The sequence below is a fragment of the Hallella absiana genome, from assembly GCF_025457485.1.
GTDB classification, from domain to species: domain Bacteria; phylum Bacteroidota; class Bacteroidia; order Bacteroidales; family Bacteroidaceae; genus Prevotella; species Prevotella absiana.
The window spans coordinates 1-19,445 of the sequence record NZ_JAMXSP010000042.1 but is presented as its reverse complement, the minus strand read 5'-3'; the positions used below and the strand labels follow the sequence as shown (position 1 = coordinate 19,445).

Annotated in this window: 10 protein-coding genes; all 10 read left to right on the top strand. The window is 51.0% G+C overall.

Annotated elements, in window-relative coordinates:
- The first annotated feature begins 1,009 nt into the window (after positions 1–1,009).
- The 10 genes from NG346_RS13290 to NG346_RS13245 all read left to right on the top strand — a co-directional run bounded on the left by NG346_RS13290 (position 1,010) and on the right by NG346_RS13245 (position 18,969).
- The gene (locus tag NG346_RS13290; RefSeq protein WP_262279162.1) at positions 1,010–3,079 is read left to right on the top strand and encodes a M3 family metallopeptidase; all 2,070 of its coding nucleotides are present in this window, start codon (positions 1,010–1,012) and stop codon (positions 3,077–3,079) included.
- A 44-nt stretch (positions 3,080–3,123) separates the two neighbouring features.
- Positions 3,124–3,603, top strand: coding sequence for a deoxycytidylate deaminase (locus NG346_RS13285; RefSeq protein WP_262279163.1), 480 nt, complete (start codon positions 3,124–3,126; stop codon positions 3,601–3,603).
- 2 nt (positions 3,604–3,605) lie between these two features.
- On the top strand, positions 3,606–5,342 hold the full coding sequence (locus NG346_RS13280) for a S41 family peptidase (protein ID WP_262279297.1): 1,737 nt from the start codon (positions 3,606–3,608) through the stop codon (positions 5,340–5,342).
- Positions 5,343–5,346: 4 nt separating this feature from the next.
- Positions 5,347–7,020 (top strand): DUF6377 domain-containing protein, encoded by a 1,674-nt coding sequence (locus NG346_RS13275; RefSeq protein ID WP_262279164.1) that lies wholly within the window; start codon positions 5,347–5,349, stop codon positions 7,018–7,020.
- A gap of 229 nt (positions 7,021–7,249) precedes the next feature.
- On the top strand, positions 7,250–10,252 hold the full coding sequence (locus NG346_RS13270; protein ID WP_262288859.1) for a SusC/RagA family TonB-linked outer membrane protein: 3,003 nt from the start codon (positions 7,250–7,252) through the stop codon (positions 10,250–10,252).
- 8 nt (positions 10,253–10,260) lie between these two features.
- Positions 10,261–11,751 (top strand): RagB/SusD family nutrient uptake outer membrane protein, encoded by a 1,491-nt coding sequence (locus NG346_RS13265; RefSeq protein WP_262288858.1) that lies wholly within the window; start codon positions 10,261–10,263, stop codon positions 11,749–11,751.
- Positions 11,752–11,790: 39 nt separating this feature from the next.
- Entirely contained in the window at positions 11,791–13,287 is a 1,497-nt protein-coding gene (locus tag NG346_RS13260) for a SusF/SusE family outer membrane protein (protein WP_262288857.1), read from the top strand.
- A 47-nt stretch (positions 13,288–13,334) separates the two neighbouring features.
- Complete coding sequence (locus NG346_RS13255) at positions 13,335–15,113, top strand: endo-dextranase (protein ID WP_262288856.1); 1,779 nt, start codon at positions 13,335–13,337, stop codon at positions 15,111–15,113.
- Between the two features lie 83 nt (positions 15,114–15,196).
- Complete coding sequence (locus NG346_RS13250) at positions 15,197–17,344, top strand: glycoside hydrolase family 97 protein (RefSeq protein WP_262288855.1); 2,148 nt, start codon at positions 15,197–15,199, stop codon at positions 17,342–17,344.
- A gap of 206 nt (positions 17,345–17,550) precedes the next feature.
- On the top strand, positions 17,551–18,969 hold the full coding sequence (locus tag NG346_RS13245) for a sodium:solute symporter (protein WP_262288854.1): 1,419 nt from the start codon (positions 17,551–17,553) through the stop codon (positions 18,967–18,969).
- Positions 18,970–19,445 lie beyond the last annotated feature (476 nt).

The window sequence follows — 19,445 nt, the reverse complement described above, 5'->3', positions numbered from 1 at the left end:
GAATTATTCTATCGACAGGATTAAAAAGAATTATGAGAAAGAAGGCAGCGAAGCTGCCTATATTTTCCACATTCTTATCAATTCACTATGATGTGCAGGAAATTCTATAATTCTCAAATTCTTGATAAAAAGAAAAAAGCGAGTAGTAAGGAGTTAATCGCTGAAAAGTTACGCGATAGCAAGAATCTGTGAGATCTGTGAAATCTGTGTGACCCTCTCTCGCAAGTATTCATTCTCACAGATTTCACAGATTCACACAGATGTTTAATTGGCTTATCGAGCGCTGTGGCGAGCGCAGGGATCTGTGGAGATCTGTGAAATCTGTGTGACCCTCTCCCACGATTATTCATTCTCACAGATTTCACAGATTCACACAGATGTTTAACTGGCTTATCGAGCGCTGTGGCGAGCGCAGGGATCTGTGGAGATCTGTGAAATCTGTGTGACCCTCTCTCGCAAGTATTCATTCTCACAGATTTCACAGATTCACACAGATGTTTAACCGGCTTATCGAGCGCTGTGGCGAGCGCAGGGATCTGTGGAGATCTGTGAACTCTGTGTGACCCTCTCCCACGATTATTCATTCTCACAGATTTCACAGATTCACACAGATGCAAAGCCTTTAGTAGCGATAAACTATGCGATAGTGTAACTATTCAGCGAATGATTTCTGTGACTATTATATCAAGAATTTGAGAATGAGAGAATTATTCTATCGACAGGATTAAAAAGAATTATGAGAAAGAAGGCAGCGAAGCTGCTTATATTCTCCACATTCTTATCAGTTCACTATGATGCGCATCTATAATTCTCAAATTCTTGATAAAAAGAAAATAGCGAGTAGCAAGATATGAATCGCTGAAAAGTTACAAAGGGCTCTCGCTGTTATAAATAATTATAATTCCACACCATATTATATATTGTCATGCAATACTTTTCGTATCTTTGCATAATAATAAATTAGGTGAGGAAAGACTCATCGGTTAAGAGAAGATTTACAGAGAAAGTGATGAACGAGACAACAGAAAGAAAGAACCCTTTCATGGAGCCCTACCATACGCCCCATGACACCATACCCTTCGACAAAATACGCTTTGAGGACTTCGAGCCCGCCTTCATGGAAGGCATCCGGCGCGACGACGAGGACATTGAGCGCATGCTCAACAATCCTGAGGAGCCGACCTTCGACAATACGATCGCTTACCACAACGACAGCAAGGGCCCGCACTACTACGATCTCCTCGACCGCGTGTCTACAGTGTTCTCCTGCCTGATGAGCGCTGAGACCGACGACCGCATGGAGGCGCTGGCACAGAAGCTCGCCCCGATACTTACCAAGCACGAGAACGACTTCCTGCTCAACCCCAAGGCCTTCGCCCGCGTCAAGGCCGTGTACGAGCATCACCGTGAGCTCACGCCCGAAGAGCAGATGCTGCTCGACAAGACCTACGACGGCTTTGTGCGCAGCGGCGCCCTTCTCGACGAGGCCGGCAAGCAGCGCCTGCGCGAGCTCTCGGAAAAAGGATCGCTGCTCGCCCTGCAGTTCTCCCAGAACCTGTTGAAGGATACCAAAGCCTACACTCTGCTCATCACCGACAAGAACGACCTGGCCGGGCTCCCCGACACCGCCGTGGAGGCTGCCGCCAACGCCGCCAGGGAGCAGGACAAGGAAGGCTGGCTGTTCACACTCGACTATCCCAGCTACGCACCCTTTATGTCGCATGCCGACAACCGCGAGCTGAGACGGCAGATGTATATGGCACGCAACACCCTCTGCGCACGCGACGGTGAGGACGACAACCGCGACATCTGCCGCGCCATCGTCAACAACCGGCGCGAGATAGCACAGCTCCTGGGCTACGACACCTTTGCCGACTATGTGATGAAAAACCGCATGGCAGGCAGTGTGAAGCGCGTCTATAAGCTGCTCAACGACCTCATCGACGCCTACAAGCCGACCGCCGAGAAGGAGGTGGAGGCCATCCGAGAGGAAGCACGCAAGCTCGAGGGCGACGGTTTCCAGCTGGAGCCGTGGGACTTCTCCTACTATGCCCATAAGCTGAAGGTTGAGAACTACAATATCGACGCGGAGATGCTGCGTCCTTACTTCCAGCTCGACAAGGTCATCGACGGCGTCTTCGGTCTGGCACATCGCCTCTATGGCATCACTTTCAAGGAGAACAAGGACATCCCCGTCTATCATCCCGACGTCAAGGCCTATGAGGTCTTTGACAAGGACGGCAGCTATCTCGCCGTCTTCTATGCCGACTTCTACCCACGCAAGGGTAAGCACGACGGTGCCTGGATGACGGAATTCCAGGAGCAGTCCATCAACCATAAGGGCGAGAACATACGTCCGCACGTGAGCGTGGTGACGAATTTCACCAAGCCCACGCCCGAGAAGCCGGCATTGCTCACCCTCGGCGAGGTGGAGACCTTCCTCCATGAGTTCGGCCACTCGCTTCACGGCATGTTTGCCAACACCCGTTTCCAGAGTCTCTCCGGCACGAATGTGTGGTGGGACTTCGTGGAGATGCCGTCGCAGTTCATGGAGAACTATGCGGTGGAAAAAGAGTTCCTGCGCACCTTTGCCTTCCACTACAAGACGGGCGAGCCGCTGCCCGACGAACTCGTCGACCGCATCGTGCGCTCGCGCAACTTCAATGTGGCCTACGGCTGTCTGCGCCAGGTGAGCTTCGGACTGCTCGACATGGCTTACTACACCCAGCGCGAGACGTTCACGGCCGACATCCAGTCCTTTGAGAAGGAGGCGTGGAAAGACGCCATCCTCTTGCCGCAGCTCCCCGACACGTGCATGACGACACAGTTCTCCCATATCATGGCCGGAGGATACGCCGCCGGATACTACAGCTATAAATGGGCCGAGGTGCTCGACGCCGACGCCTTCAGCGTGTTCAAGCACAATGGCATCTTCGACCAGGCTACCGCACAGCGCTTCCGCGACTGCATCCTCTCGAAGGGTGGCACGGAGAATCCGATGACGCTCTACAAGCGCTTCCGCGGTCAGGAGCCGACGATCGACGCCCTCCTCGTGCGCGACGGCATCCGCAAAGCGTGACCTACACATTATTATATAATATATATACTTACGAAAGCATCGTTATGAAAGAAGAGGAAGAAAAAGCCCGCAAAGCCCAAAAGCAACATCTGCTCGACGGCCGCTACCTGCGCATGGCGCGTATCTGGGCCGAGAACTCCTACTGCCGTCGCCGCAAGGTGGGAGCCCTCGTCGTCAAGGACAAGATGATCATCAGCGACGGATACAACGGCACGCCGAGCGGTTTCGAGAATATCTGCGAGGACGACGACAACGTCACCAAGCCCTACGTGCTCCACGCCGAGGCCAACGCGATCACCAAACTCGCACGCTCGGGCAACAACAGCGACGGCTCCACGCTCTATGTCACGGCCTCGCCCTGCATCGAATGCGCCAAGCTGATCATCCAGGCGGGCATCCGCCGCGTGGTCTACGGCGAGAAATACCGCCTCGACGACGGCATACGGCTCTTGCAGCGCGCCGGCATTGAGGTAGACTTCCTGGATATGAATGAACTGGAAAAACAACACGAAGAAGAGTTATGAACATGAAATACGACAAGAAGAACCGGTTCATGCCGCTGCTCATGGCCGCAAGCATGATCCTCGGTATTCTCATTGGCACCTTCTACGCCAACCATTTCTCGGGCAGCCGGCTGACGGTGGTCAACAATGGCAGCAACAAGCTCAGCAATCTGTTGCGGATCATCGATGACCAATATGTCGATGACGTGAACATCGACTCACTCGTGGAGAAGGCCATGCCGCTCATCCTCGGCGAGCTCGACCCCCACTCGGTGTATATCAGCGCCAAGGACGTGCAGCAGTCCGAGGACGATCTCAAAGGCTCGTTCTCCGGCGTAGGCATCGAGTTCACCATTCGTCAGGACACCATCCACGTCGAGAACGTCATCAAAAACGGTCCCGCTGAGAAGGCCGGCATCATTGCCGGCGACAAAATCGTGATGGTCGACGGCAAGAAATTCGTCGGTAAGCAGGTCACGCAAGAGGAGGCCATGCACCGCCTCAAGGGTCCGCAGGGCTCCAAGGTGCGTGTCGGCGTGCTGCGTTTCGGTCATCCTAAGGTGCTCTCCTTCGACGTCACGCGCGCCGAGATTCCGACGAAGACGATCACGGCAGCCTATATGCTCGACGACACCACGGGCTATATCAAGATCAAGAACTTCGGCGAGAAGACCTATCCTGAGTTGCTCATCGCCCTGGCCAACCTGCAACAGCAGGGCTTCCAGAACCTGGTCATCGACCTGCGCGACAATCCCGGCGGTTATCTTCAGAGTGCCGTACAGGTGGCTAACGAGTTCCTGCCCGCCAAGAAGCTCATCGTCTACACCGAGGGACGCAAGTCGCCGCGACAGGACTACACCTCCGACGGTCACGGCGCATACCAGAACATTCCGCTCGTGGTGCTCATCAACGAGGGCACAGCCTCGGCCGCCGAGATCCTCGCCGGCGCCATGCAGGACAACGACCGCGCCACGATCATCGGCCGTCGCTCCTTCGGCAAGGGCCTCGTGCAGCAGCAGATCCCGTTCCCCGACGGTTCGATGATCCGACTGACCATCGCCCGCTACTACACGCCGTCGGGCCGCTGCATCCAGAAGCCTTATGTCGACGGCGACGAGGAAGCCTACGCCCAGGACATCATCGACCGCTACCAGCACGGCGAGTTCTTCTCGCAGGACAGCATCAAGCACACCGGTCCGGCTTATCATACCGGCATCGGACGTGTGGTCTACGGCGGTGGCGGCATCACGCCGGACATCTTCGTGCCGGAAGACACCACCTATGTCACCTCTTATTACAAGCAGGCCATCATGAGCGGACTCATCCTGCAGTTCGCCTTCACCTACACCGACAACAACCGGCAAAAGATGAAGATGTTCAAGCAGATGCTCGACCTCTCGAAATATCTCAATGAGCAGAACACCGTCGACCAGTTTGCCGACTATGCCGACAAGCATGGCTTGCAGCGCCGCAACCTGCTCATCAAGAAGAGCCACTCGCTCCTGGAGCAGTTCATCAACGGTCGCATCATCTACAACATGCTCGACGAGCAGGCTCTCTACGAGTATCTCAACCAGGATGACCCCGTCATCACGCGTGCACTGATGTTGTTTAAGCAGAATGCCGCCTTCCCGAAATTGCCTGCACCAACCAAGGGAAAGACTTCAAGGGGAAAGACGGCCATGGGGTCATGGCCTGCTTTCCATGGCAACATGTACAATACAGTTGCATTCATGCCTCCTTTTAGACTTAACAGTTGAGGAGATGTGCGCATTCCGTTATACTCTGATGCGAGTGCTGATGGCTTTTCTACTGTCAGCACTCGCTTCGATGTCTATGCACGCTGCCAACCAACGCGACCTGCAGCGACTTGACGAGACCCTGGACCAACGCGATAGCTATACTCAACGTAAGCTCCAGCACATTGACTATCTCAAAGCTCAACTTAAAGCTCAGCCTGACAGCGAACAACAACTCCGGCTCTATGACCAGCTCTTCGATGAATATTACGTATTCAAATTCGACTCTGCACGATATTATGTAGATATTGCCCTCACGCTCTCACGAAAGCTCCATAAAGACTATTACATCAAACTCAATCTCCTGCGGCAGGCACAACTCTATGCCATAGGTGGCCTCTATAGTGAAGCTATCGATGTGCTTGACAATATCAACATAGAAGGTTCGAGAAAAGATCTCAAACTACAATATTATCTTACCTACTTCATCCTTTACTCCAACTGGGCCAATTATTGCAGCGATGACCGGTTCTCGCCTATCTATGCTGCACGGGCCAGAGATTTTCTCAAGCAAGCAATGCCTTTTCTGGAACCGTCGATGCCCTTTTGGGATTTTTATCATGGTGAATACTATATCTACGTAGAGCGCAACGACAAAAAAGCCCTCTATTACTATTTTCGTACCATCCGGAGACTCTCTAAAAACTCCCGGTACTATGCAATGGCGTCTTTTGCTATCGCCAATAACTACAGTGCCCATGGTGACCAGGAAAGATATGAGCAATACCTTATAGAGGCTGCCATCAGCGATGCTATCTGCTGTACGCGTGAGAACTTGGCACTTCAGGATTTGGCTACATATCTCTTCCGAGAGGACAATAACAACATAGAAAGGGCAGACAGATATATCAACATTGCCATGGAGGATGCCAAATTCTTCAACGCACGACTGCGTATCTTGGAAATCTCACAGAAGATGCCGACCATTGTGGCGTCCTATGAACAGCAGATGATGAACCGTAATAATACATTGAAGTGGGCTATTATCGTCATCTCGCTTTTGGTCTTTGGCTCGCTGATGGCTATCCTTTACATCTTCCGGCAGAACAAGTTGCTCACCAACCGTCGTCATCAGCTTTCGCAAAGCAACTCTAAACTTACTGAACTCAATTTCAAACTTACTGAACTCAACTCCAGACTTGCCAAAGCAAACACGATGCTTGTGGATACCAACCGCAAACGTGAGCGACTGGCAAAATTATATATAGACCTTTGCGCTAAGTTTATTGACCGACTCGCCCATTATCAAACTTTTGTACAGCGTAAGATCAAGGCCAACCAAGTCAGCGAACTGCTGAGCAAAATCTCTTCGTCGAGACTGTCAGATGAAGAGGCAGAAGTGTTCCGCAACCGGTTCGACAAAGCTTTTCTTGATCTTTACCCAACTTTTACTACCGAACTCAACGCTTTACTGGAGCCTGAACACCGCATCGCCAATTCCGACAACCATTCAATGACATCCGAGCAGCGTATTTATGCGCTTATCCGACTCGGCGTAAAAGAAAGCAGTGAGATCGCTTCCGTACTCTTTTATTCCCCACAAACCATCTACAACTACCGCTCACGCGTGAAAAACTGGGCTGTCAATAAGGAAGCTTTCGAAGAAGATATTATGAAGATTGGAACGATTATCCAGTAATGGATAATGGTTCAACGTTGGTATATTAGTGTGATCCTATATATTTAATATTCTACCTTATCCATTCAGACTTATAAAACTATTCTCCTAATTTATAGCATGTTATAGCTATTAACTTTTAGAATTAATCTACTTTTTCCCTACTCTTCAACACATTGTACCCTTATAAAAACTAACTTTGCAACTGTTACAACCAAAGTTCATTATTCATAAAAACCTATTTCTTATTATGCACAAAATGAGAATTCACAGAAGAGTAGTGCTTGGCTTGTTCTCCGCTATGTTGTCTCTTGACATCTCAGCCCAGAACATACAAGTGCATGGAGTCGTCAAGGACACCAACGGTGAGACCATCATTGGAGCCAGCGTAGTTCAAAAGGGTACGAAAAATGCCACTGTAACGGATCTCAATGGCGCGTTTACCCTTTCGGTACCTGCCAACAGTACACTGTCATTTACTTATATGGGGTACAAAGAAAAGGTTGTACCTTTGAATGGCAAGAACAATGTGGATATCGTACTTGCGGAAGACAACCAGCAACTCAGCGAAGTTGTAGTTGTGGGTTATGGTACTATGCGCAAGCGCGACCTTACCGGCGCTGTCGGTTCGTTGGCCAACAAAGACCTAAAAGACCAGCCCGTGGCCAATCTTGGGCAGGCTCTTCAGGGTAAAGTGTCAGGTCTGCAAGTCATTGATGCCGGTAAGCCAGGCGATAACGTGTCCATTAAAATCCGTGGTTTGGGTTCTATTAACAACTGCGACCCGCTCGTTGTCATTGATGGCGTCCCCACTGATTTAGGTCTTAACAACCTTAACATGGCAGACATCGAACGCATCGACGTTCTCAAGGATGCTTCCGCTACAGCCATCTACGGTTCACGCGGTGCCAACGGCGTCATTCTTATTACTACGATGAAGGGTAAGGACGGTCGTGGACACCTGATCCTAAACATGAATCTCTCTGCCCAAAACGCCACAAGAAAGCCTCATCTGCTCAACGCTTCAGAATATGCAGCTCTCAGCAATGATATGATGATCAACTCCGGCAATGCGGCTAACCCTCTATGGACAGACCCTACAACACTCGGCCAGGGAACCAACTGGGTTGATGAGATGTTCCGTACAGGATATCTCCAAAATTATACGCTTAGCTACACAGGAGGTTCTGACAAGATCAACTACTATGTTTCCGGAGGATTTCAAAAGCAGACCGGAACAGTACGCAGCGTTAGCTACCGGCGCTATACTTTCCAAGACAATTTAGACGCCCAGGTACTCGATTGGTTAAAGGTAAGCACTAATCTCTCGATGAGTGCAGATCTGAAAGAGCAAGGAAGCTACGATCTCGGATCCACTTATCGTGCCCTTCCCGTATTGCCAGTCAAAGACGACGACGGCAATTGGTCTGGCCCGGAAGGCAACTCGCTGTGGTATGGTTCTACACGCAACCCTGTAGGTCCCACAGAGACTGACTCACAAAAGACGAAAGGATATAATCTGTTGGGCAACATCTCTGGTGAAGCCACACTGACCTCGTGGCTGAAGTTCAAAACAACCTTTGGACTCGATGCTAAATTCTGGGACTATGACAACTTTACACCTGCTTACAAGTGGAAGCCTACACCCGTTGATCAGGCTTCCCGCTATCAGGGCAACAACAAGTCGTTTACATACTTGTGGGATAACTATTTCACCTTCGATCATACTTTTGGAGGGGCACACCATTTAAACGTTATGGCCGGTACGTCAGCTCAATGGAACAACTATAACTATCTCAATGCACAAAAGAACATTTTCACTTTTGAGAATGTGCACGAGATGGATAACGGTCAGAAAATGGAGTCAATGGGAGGTAACACTACAGAATGGTCCTTGTTCTCCTATATGGCGCGTGTCAACTATGACTACATGAACCGCTATTTAGTTACAGCTACCATACGCCGGGACGGTTCAAGTCGCTTTGGCCGCAGCCACCGCTGGGGTACTTTCCCCTCTGTATCTCTGGCTTGGCGCCTGACAGAAGAAAAATGGTACAAGCCCAACCACATTCTTTCTGATCTTAAGATACGTGCCGGTTACGGCCAGACGGGTAGCCAGGCCAGCGTGGGCAACTATGGCTATTTAGCTACATACAATACCAGTGTATATCCATTAGGCACAGACGGCACTGAACAAACAGCACTCATCTCTACCACATTGTCCAATCCGGACATTCATTGGGAAACCGTAGCACAGACCAACATCGGTTTCGATGCCGCCCTCTTCGACTCACGTGTTATGCTCACCGTCGATGCTTATTTGAAGAAAACTTCCGATATGCTTGTCAAAGCCTCCATACCTATTACTTCTGGCTTTGAAGACACCAGCACGACATACACCAATGCCGGCAAGGTGACGAACAAGGGTATCGAGGTCTCTCTCCATACGATCAACTTCAAGGAGAGCCATGCTCATCCGGGATGGGAGACCTCTCTCTCCTATACCTACAACCGCAATAAGATCGACGATCTCAACAGCAGCGTACCCTATTATATCAACCAGATCAACAACTCGTATGTCACCATGTTGGCGAAAGACTATCCCATCAACGTGTTCTACGGTTATGTCACAGACGGAATCTTCCAGAACCAGGAAGAGGTAAAGGAGCATGCCGTGCAGACCGGTGCGGAACCCGGCGACATACGCTTCCGTGACCTCAACAACGACGGAGTCATCAACGAAAAGGATCGCACTGTCATCGGCAATCCTAATCCGGCACACCTCTTCTCTATCAACAATATAGTTTCCTGGAAAGGATTGGAGTTGAGCGTGTATCTTCAAGGTGTGGCCGGCAATAAGATTTTCAATGCCAACAACATCGACCTCACGGGAATGTCCGCAGCCTACAACCAGCTTACCGATGTACTCGGACGCTGGCACGGTGAAGGGACCAGCACCTCTATGCCCCGCGCTGTCTATGGAGACCCCAACGGCAACAATCGCGTTTCCGACCGCTATGTAGAGAGTGGCTCTTACTTGCGCTTGAAAAACATTTCTCTTTCCTACAACCTGCCTGCCACATGGCTTCGTGCGCTGTCTCTGTCTTCAGCACGCCTCATCTTCTCCTGTGAGAATGTTGCCACCATCACTGGTTACTCAGGTTTTGACCCGGAGGTGGGTGTCAATGGCATAGACCTTAGCAATTATCCCATCTCACGTACTTTCAACTTTGGTATCAACCTCAATTTCTGATTGCTGCTATGAACAAAATATATCATTATTGTGCCGTCGCTCTGACTTCACTTGCCTTAGTTTCCTGTGGCGACGACTTCCTCGACAAAACCCCCAAGAACACTGTTGACCCTGAAGTAGACGTTACGGACTCGGTAGCAGTGGCTATGGCAAACGGCTGCTATCGCACCCTGCAATCATCAAACATGTACAACCAGCGTCTATGGACCCTCGACATTGTTGCTGGCAACAGCATAGTAGGCGCCGGAGGCGGTACAGACGGTTTGGAGACTGTGCAAGCCGCAAACTTCACTACCCAGAGTGACAACGGCATGGCCTTGTATATGTGGCGCTCCCCATGGGTAGGCATTGGGCAATGCAATATTCTCATCAATGACTTGGAAGGCAAAGCCAGTGATAATATCCAGAAGCGCTCACTTGGTGAGGCATACTTCCTCCGTGCACATTATTATTATATATTGGTACGTCTCTATGGTGGTGTGCCCCTTCGCCTGAAACCTTTCACGCCTGGTGAGTCGACAGCGATCGCCCGCGCTTCCAAAGAAGAGGTGTATAGTCAGATTGCTTCTGATTGTCTCAAAGCTATCGACCTGTTGCCTGCAAAGAAAGAGTATGGCAGTCAAGATTTGGGCCGTGCTACAAAAGATGCTGCACTGACGATGATGGCCGACATGTATCTCACTCTTGCACCTGACAACAAAGCCGACTACCAGCATGTAGTCAATCTTTGTGACTCAGTCACTGCTTTAGGTTATGATCTGAGCAAGTGCAAATTTGAAGACAACTTTGATGCTACTGTCAACAATGGTCCGGAATCCATTTTCGAAGTACAGTACAGTGGTGATACCAACTATGATTTCTGGGGCAACAATCCTCAGTCGAGCTGGCTTTCGGCCTTCATGGGGCCACGTAACTCAGATTTCGTTGCCGGTGGATGGGGCTGGAACCAGCCTACCCAAGAATTCATGGATCAATGGGAGCCGGGCGACAAGCGCAAGGATCTGACGGTATTCTACCAAGGCTGTCCTGATTATGACGGGCATGCTTACAAGAGTTCTTATTCGACGACAGGATATAACGTCCGCAAGTTCCTTGTTTCCAAGAGCATCTCGCCCGAATACAACACCTCACCGGCTAATTTCGTAGTCTATCGTTATGCCGACATTCTGTTGATGAAAGCAGAGGCACTCAACGAAATGGGACAGACCAGCGCGGCAGAGGTTCCGCTTAACATCGTACGCAAACGCGCTGGCTTGGATGCGGTAACGGGGCTTACTCAGGATGAGATGCGTGAGAAAATCATCCACGAGCGGCGTATGGAGTTTGCATTCGAGGGACATCGGTGGTTCGATATGATTCGCATTGACCACGGCAACTATGCCATCAAGTTCCTTAAGTCCATCGGCAAAACCAATATCAGCAAGGACCGGCTGCTATTCCCCATCCCTCAAACAGAGCGAGACGCCAACCCTCTCATCACACAGAACCCTGGCTATTAAGCCATACTTTGCCTTCTAATCAATAATATGCTAAGTAGTATGAATAAGACATATTTATTTTCACTTTTGGTTTTGCTGTTCTGCGGACTGTCTTTCACAGCTTGCAACGACCAAGACTACCAAGAAAACAACCTTGGCATGGACCCCCTGACACTCACTGCTGAGCAAAGCGCTGATGTCTTACAGGAGATCAACCATGCTGCCAACGCTCTTACTCTCAACTGGACAACGGGTAACAACGGTGGCACAGGAAACCGCATCTACTATACTCTGCAACTGGCTAAGGCCGGCACACATTTCGCCGAGCCTTATGCCGCCCTCAGCCAAGAGGGGCAGACCTATTCGTGGAGTGTGAGCCAGGAAAGCCTCAATGCCCTCGTTCTTGACCAGTTCGGAGGCACTCCGGGGCAGAAATGCGACATCGAAGCACGTGTCTTGACCCAGACACCGGGATGGGAGAAGACACTTTCCGATTCTCTCTCTTTCTCTGTGACACCTTATCAGCCGGTAACCACAACGCTCTATCTCATCGGCGATGCTACGCCCAATGGCTGGAACGCAGACAATGCTACGGCCATGGAGCGTGTTGACAATGGTATATTTGAATGGGAAGGTAATCTGAAAACAGGCGCTCTGAAATTCATCACCACAAAAGGTCAATTCCTTCCCTCTTACAACAAAGGCACAGATGGCCAGGCCGTACTACGCACCAGCGACAGTGAGCCCGATGAGCAATGGCAGATAGAAGAGGACCATTATTATAAGGTGGAGGCCAATCTGCTTACGGGTGATGTTGCATTCACCCAAGCCGAAGGCAACCGTCCGGCTTTCGATCATCTCTACTTTGTGGGAAACATGACCGATTGGGGCTTTGAGACGATGACACCAGATGCCCTCGACCCATACCTTTTCCGCATCGGCAGAGTGTTTGACAAAGGCGGTGAGTTCAAGTTCGGAACAACAAAAGGCAGCTGGGAGAATATGTACAAGGCTACGGTAGACAATGCTCCTTACACCGATACGCGCATGCAGTTTGTCAGTGGTTATGACCCAGACCATAAATGGTTCTTGAAAGACGAAGAGACGGGAAAGGCATATAAAATATGTGTGGACATCCGTAAAGGACAAGAGAGAATGCTGATGAAAGCGTTCACGCCTTATTCCACCATCTGGATGGTAGGCGACGCTACGCCGGCAGGTTGGTCAATTGATAATGCCACAGCCCTGCAGGCCACCGATAATCCTTACATCTTCACATGGACCGGCACACTCAACGCCGGTGAGTTGAAGTTCACTTGTGACAAACGCAGCGACTGGAATGGTGCTTGGTTCCTCTGTGCTGCAGGCAACGACAAGGAGCCTACGGGACAGACCGAAAAGATGCTCTTCATCGACAAAAGCGATGAGGAATTTAAGAGCCAGTACCTCGACATCAAAGTGGGTGACATAGATCAGAAGTGGAAGATCTCACAGTCGGGTACCTATACCATCACGCTTAACCAACTTTCCGAGACTGTCTCCATCGTCAAACAATAGACCATATTATGGATATCTCAGTACAACATAAAACTATATACATAACCATGTACTCTTTGCTTTTAGCTATACCGCTGTTGTGCGCAGCTTGCGGCAGCGAGAGCGATACTCCCGTAGCTCCATCGACCATCAGTCCGACGCAGCCACAGACAACGCTCATCTCCAACCTCAACTTGCAATTGTCCACCGACAAGGCCCGTTATGCTCCCGGTGAAGCAGTGTCCTTCACATCCGGCAGTCCGTTGCCAGACGGTGCCAAGGTGCGCTACCGCCATGGTGCCACTGTCATTGAGGAGCAGTCAGCCACCGGTACCAGTTGGTCATGGACGCCACCCTCCACAGACTACACGGGCTACCTCGCTGATGTATACACTACCGATGCCAGTGGCAAGCAGACGATCTACGGCACAATCGCTGTAGATGTGTCTTCCGACTGGGCACGCTATCCGCGCTATGGCTTCGTGGGCACCTACGACGATACCAAAACCTCTGAAACCATCAGCCAGGAAACAGCATTGCTCAACCGTTGCCACATCAACGGTCTGCAGTTCTATGACTGGCAGAATAAACACCACGAACCCGTAGTGCTCCGCGACGGCAAAGTGGAGGACAGCTATGCCGACATTGCCAATCGCAAGATCAACACCAGTGTCGTCAAAGCGTATATCAGCCAAGCTCATGCCCACGGCATGAAGGCCATGTTCTATGATCTGTGCTATGGCGCGCTTGACGATGCAGCTCAAGATGGTGTCAGTCCCAAATGGTACATGTATAAGGATGAGAACCACAACACTGTCGAAGCGCTCGGCCTGCCATCAGGATGGAAAAGCGACATCAAGCTCGTCAATCCCGGCAACACTGCCTGGCAAGACTATTTCTCCCAGAAGGTCGGCGACGTTTATAAAACGTTTGACTTCGACGGCTTCCATATCGACCAGGTAGGAAAACGTGATCCGGAATACGACTACTATGGCAGTAAGATCAATGTCCCTCAGGGATTTGCCTCGTTTATTGCCAAGATGAAAAAATCCAATCCTGAGAAGAGACTGGTTATGAATGCCGTGAGCAACTACGGTGCCCAGCAGATGGCTGCCACTGGTGACTTAGACTTCCTTTACAGTGAATTATGGGGGAGCGAGGATCAGTTTGCCGACCTGTTCTCCATCATGCGCAGCAACCAAAGCGAAGCCAACACGGATCCGGCCGCTCCGGCAATGGCGCAGGTTTTCGCTGCCTATATGAACTATAATAAGGAGTCTGGAACCTTCAACACGCCGGGGGTGCTGCTCACAGACGCTGTGATGTTTGCCATCGGTGCCAGTCATCTGGAGCTGGGCGACCACATGCTCCATAAAGAGTATTTCCCCAATGACGACCTGAAAATGGACAACGATTTGGAGAAGGCCATCGTGCACTACTACGATTTCTTCACGGCATACGAGAATCTGCTGAGAGACCGGGGGACAGACCTCTCCATTCCAGTAGAAACAAATAGCAGCGAGATGACCATCAACGCGTGGCCGCCCAAATTGCAGACCGTAACCACAGTATGCCGGGAGGTAAACGGGAAGAAGGTCATCAGCCTGCTCAACTTCTCCCAAGCCAATTCTCTGAGTTGGCGCGACATGGATGGTACACAGCCTGAGCCAAAACTTCTGTCCGACATTCCTTTGACGGTGAAGGCCAAAGGGGTGAAGAATGTATGGGTGGCCTCGCCCGACTCTTTCGGCGGTGCTGTCCAGGAGTTGCAGTTTCAGCAACAGGGTGACTATGTGACTTTCACCCTGCCCTCACTGAAATACTGGACTATGGTGGTGATAGAGTGAACAGCTTCTCCTCCTGGCCCTCTCTGGCAAGGAGGAGAGGAATCAATCATAAACAGACAAAAGACTTGTTGAACAAAACAAAAATGAACTATAGCAAAATATTATTCGCATTGGCCATCGCCCTGGTGTTGCCAACATGCGGACTTGAAGCCCAGACGGTTACGTCACCCAACGGCAACGTAGCGGTAAAATTCTCTCTCTCGCAAGATGGTGTGCCCACATACGAGATGACCTATAAGAAGCGTGAGGTGATCCGTCCTTCTCATCTCGGATTGGAACTCGCCAAGGACAAGCACGCCAGTAAGGGACTGGAGGAGACCAGTCTCATGGATGGCTTCACAGAGGAAGACTGCAAGAGATCAACCTTCGACGAGACGTGGAAGCCCGTATGGGGAGAAACGTCGACGATCCGCAACCACTACAACGAGATGGCTGTGAACCTTTTCCAAAAGGCAGCCAACAGACACATCATCATCCGATTCCGTGTCTACGACTACGGCATGGGACTGCGCTATGAATTTCCACAGCAGGCGGATCTCAACTATTTCATCATTAAGGAAGAGCACACGCAGTTTGCCATGACGGGCGACCACACAGCCTACTGGATTCCTGGTGACTACGACACACAAGAATATGAGACACAGATCACCCCACTCTCCGGTATTCGCCAACGTATGAAGACTGCTGTCGACGGCAATGCCTCTCAAACAGTGTTCTCTCCGACTGGTGTGCAAACCTCGCTACAGATGAAGACACACGACGGGCTGTATATCAACATTCACGAGGCTGCCTGCGTGAACTATCCTACCATGCACCTCAACCTCGATGACAAGAATATGGTTTTTGAGAGCTGGCTTACGCCTGATGCCACCGGCATGAAAGGCTATATGCAGACGCCGTGTCAGACTCCTTGGCGCACGGTGCTTGTCAGCGACGATGCCCGTGACATGCTCGCCTGCAAGCTCACGCTCAATCTCAACGAACCTTGCAAGATCGAGGACACTTCGTGGATCCACCCTGTGAAATACTGCGGTGTGTGGTGGGAAATGATCGCCGGCAACAACACTTGGAACTATACCGACGACCTGCCTTCGGTAAAGCTCGGTGAAACCGATTATACAAAAGTGAAGCCCAACGGCCGTCATGGCGCCAACAACGCTGAGGTAAGAAAGTACATAGACTTTGCTGCCAAGAACCATCTCGACGAAGTGCTCGTTGAAGGATGGAACGAGGGATGGGAGGACTGGTTTGGACACAGCAAGGACTATGTCTTTGACTTTGTCACGCCTTACCCCGACTTCGATATCAAGGCTCTCAATGACTATGCCCATTCCAAGGGTGTCAAACTGATGATGCATCATGAGACGTCGGCTTCTACACAAAACTACGAGAGACATCTCGGGGCAGCATACGACTTGATGAACAAGTATGGCTATGACGCCGTCAAGAGTGGATATGTCGGCGACATCATCCCACGTGGTGAGCATCACTATAGCCAGACGATCAACAACCACTATCTCTATTGTGTCACCGAGGCAGCCAAGCACCATATCATGGTCAATGCCCATGAAGCCGTGCGTCCTACCGGCCTTTGCCGTACGTGGCCCAATCTGGTGGGCAACGAGAGCGCACGCGGCACGGAATACGAGTCTTTCTCAGGCAATGAGCCCTACCATACAGTCATTCTTCCCTTTACGCGCCTGCAGGGTGGTCCTATGGACTACACCCCCGGCATCCTTGAGACCCAGATCGGCACTTGGAATCCTAACAAGAAGGATATGTATGTCCACACCACACTCGTGGGGCAGCTCGCTCTCTACATGGTCATGTACAGTCCACTGGCCATGGCTGCTGATCTGCCGGAAAACTATGCCAAGTACGACGATGCCTTCCAGTTTATCAGAGACGTGCCTCTTGACTGGGACGATACGAAATATCTCGAGGCCGAACCCGCTAAATACATCACTGTGGCGCGCAAGGCCAAGAAGACCGGTGACTGGTATCTCGGGGGCAAGTGCGATGCTGACGGACATCAGTGCAGCGTGAAACTCGACTTCCTCGATAAGCATGCTGTCTACGACTGTACGATCTATGCCGATGCAAAGAATGCTGACTATAAGACCAATCCCAAGGCTTATGTCATCACGCATCGCAAGGTACGGCGTGGCGACGTACTTAAATTCACTGAAGCACCGGGCGGAGGGTTCGCTGTGTCAATGAAACGCCAATAACACAATCGGTAACGACATTGCACATGGATGAGAGTTCATTTCCTTTCGCAAAGTGTAACTTCATTCTCCTTGTGCTTTGAAGATAGTCTAACCTCTGTGTCCGTGAGGATGCAGAGGTTCTTGTTTTTTGTTACTTATAGGTTAATAAACACTAAATATGTCTTCTGTTTTTGGCTACTTCTTTTTTTCTTCCGTCTTTTGCACCCATGATCATCATCCTGTCCATACTCGTGTATTTCCTTTGCCTGCTCGCCCTGTCGTGGCTGACCAGTCGCAAGGCCGACAACCGTGACTTCTTCAGCGCGCGTCACAGTTCGCCGTGGCCGATGGTTGCCTTCGGCATGATCGGGGCCAGCATCTCGGGCGTGACGTTTGTCTCCGTGCCCGGCATGGTGCTCAGCGTGCAGATGACCTATCTGCAGATGTGCATGGGATATATCCTGGGATACTTTGCCGTGGCCTTTGTGCTCATGCCAGTGTATTACAAGCTCAGGCTGACGAGCATCTACTCCTATCTGCAGTGCCGGCTGGGCGAGCGCAGCTATCTCAGTGGCACCCTCTTCTTTCTCATCGGCAAGATGACGGGGTCGGCGGTGAAGTTCTATGTCGTCTGCATGATTCTCCAGCGTTTTGTCCTCGATGCCTGTCATGTGCCGTTTGTTCTCACCGTGTCGACACTCGTTCTGCTCATCTGGCTCTACACCCGTCGCGGCGGCATCCGCACGCTCGTCTGGACCGACTCGTTCCAGACGCTGTGCATCCTCGCCACGCTGGTGCTCATCATCCTCAGCGTGACGCATACCCTGGGACTGACACTGCCCGAGGCCGTCAGCGCCGTGGCGCACGACTCCCGCTCGCGCATCTTTGTCTTCGACGACTGGCGGTCGACACAGAACTTCTGGAAACAGTTCCTCTCCGGCGTGTTCATCGTGGTGGTGATGACGGGGCTCGATCAGGACATGATGCAGAAAAACCTCACCTGCCGCACGTTGCGCGAGGCGCAGAAAGACCTGTGCTCCTATGGCTTCGCCTTCCTGCCGACCAACCTGTTGCTGCTCGCGCTTGGCGTCTTGCTGGCACTGCTCTCGCAGAAACTGGGCATGGCCCTGCCGACCGACACCGACGAGCTGGTGCTCAACTTCACGGCAGGCGGGCGGTTGGGGCCGCTGGTCACCGTGCTGTTCTCCATCGGCATTGTGGCCGCTTGCTTTTCCTCGGCCGACTCGGCCCTCACGGCTCTGACCACGAGCGTGTGCCTCGACCTGTTTCGCCGCCCCAACGCCGAGCGGTTGCGAAAGACCACACATGCCGTGATCGCCGTGATCTTTGTGGTGTTTATCCTGATCTTTGCCCGTTTCAACTCCACCAGTCTCCTGCAGGCCGTGCTGATGCTGGTGGGATATACCTATGGCCCGCTGCTCGGCCTCTTCGCCTACGGGCTGCTCACCCGCCGCGCCGTGCGCGACAAGTGGGTGCCCGTCATCTGTCTGGCCTCCCCTCTGCTCTGTCTTGCCGCTGACCTGTATGCCCGTCAGCACCTCAACTACCAGTTTGGCTACGAGTTGCTCATGCTCAACGGAGCCCTCACCTTCGGTGGACTGTGGTTGTCAGGACTACGTCGATAAAGATACAAAGATGCGAACTTTTACTATTATATTTATGTAAATATGCACGCAGAGGTTAAAAATTTTAGGATTACTGTGTTAAAATTAGAAAAATCGTTCACTTTCCCTTGCTTGCAAACAAAAAAAGTACTAACTTTGAATCGGAATTTTATCGTTTACCATAGACCTATGACAATAATGGAGGGTTAATGGATGAAAAGATGTCAATAACTGCCGAAAGGCGACAGAAAAGCATTCTTATGAATGCTGGCCTTTGAAAACGGATATAGATATAATGTGAATGTCATGACGTGGATTGGAACCCACGGTCAGTAGTTCTAATGAATAAATGTTTTGTAACGATGGATATTAATAACTCAAGTTTCGCAAGTGAATGAGCATACGCTCAAGCTGCATTAATATTGTATAGTACGTAGAATTTATGGAACTTCGGATTTTCCTCAACAATGGCAGAGAGCAGCTCCTCGGCGTCAGCC

What these genes read in the sequence shown, in the direction of transcription:
- NG346_RS13245 (WP_262288854.1), top strand. Translation starts at nt 17,551, where the DNA reads ATGATCATCATCCTGTCCATACTCGTGTATTTCCTTTGCCTGCTCGCC.
- NG346_RS13290 (WP_262279162.1), top strand. Translation starts at nt 1,010, where the DNA reads ATGAACGAGACAACAGAAAGAAAGAACCCTTTCATGGAGCCCTACCAT.
- NG346_RS13260 (WP_262288857.1), top strand. Translation starts at nt 11,791, where the DNA reads ATGAATAAGACATATTTATTTTCACTTTTGGTTTTGCTGTTCTGCGGA.
- NG346_RS13285 (WP_262279163.1), top strand. Translation starts at nt 3,124, where the DNA reads ATGAAAGAAGAGGAAGAAAAAGCCCGCAAAGCCCAAAAGCAACATCTG.
- NG346_RS13255 (WP_262288856.1), top strand. Translation starts at nt 13,335, where the DNA reads ATGTACTCTTTGCTTTTAGCTATACCGCTGTTGTGCGCAGCTTGCGGC.
- NG346_RS13250 (WP_262288855.1), top strand. Translation starts at nt 15,197, where the DNA reads ATGAACTATAGCAAAATATTATTCGCATTGGCCATCGCCCTGGTGTTG.
- NG346_RS13265 (WP_262288858.1), top strand. Translation starts at nt 10,261, where the DNA reads ATGAACAAAATATATCATTATTGTGCCGTCGCTCTGACTTCACTTGCC.
- NG346_RS13275 (WP_262279164.1), top strand. Translation starts at nt 5,347, where the DNA reads ATGTGCGCATTCCGTTATACTCTGATGCGAGTGCTGATGGCTTTTCTA.
- NG346_RS13280 (WP_262279297.1), top strand. Translation starts at nt 3,606, where the DNA reads ATGAAATACGACAAGAAGAACCGGTTCATGCCGCTGCTCATGGCCGCA.
- NG346_RS13270 (WP_262288859.1), top strand. Translation starts at nt 7,250, where the DNA reads ATGCACAAAATGAGAATTCACAGAAGAGTAGTGCTTGGCTTGTTCTCC.